We start from the raw sequence: 238 nt of genomic DNA on the forward strand, positions 1-238 counted from the left end.
GTCTATGACAGCAACACCGATACCTAGAACGCTCAACATGGCGCTCTCTGGAATGCGTGATATGTCGATTATTGCCACCCCACCTGCACGTCGTTTGGCCATTAAAACCTTTGTGATGCAAAAGACAGAAGCTTTAATGAAAGAGGCTATTTTGCGTGAGTTGCTACGCGGCGGGCAGGTATATTTATTGCATAATGATGTTGCTAGTATTGAGCGTATGGCAGAGACTATACGTGAG

At 45.8% G+C, this 238-nt stretch carries 1 protein-coding gene; it reads left to right on the plus strand.

The window, feature by feature from the left end:
• Window positions 1-238 (plus strand): hypothetical protein (locus AAEY83_RS18385; protein ID WP_351061576.1); only part of this gene is annotated, 238 nt, incomplete at both ends.

The sequence above is a fragment of the Psychrobacter sp. TB20-MNA-CIBAN-0197 genome (assembly GCF_040309765.1).
Taxonomy (GTDB): Bacteria; Pseudomonadota; Gammaproteobacteria; order Pseudomonadales; family Moraxellaceae; genus Psychrobacter; species Psychrobacter submarinus.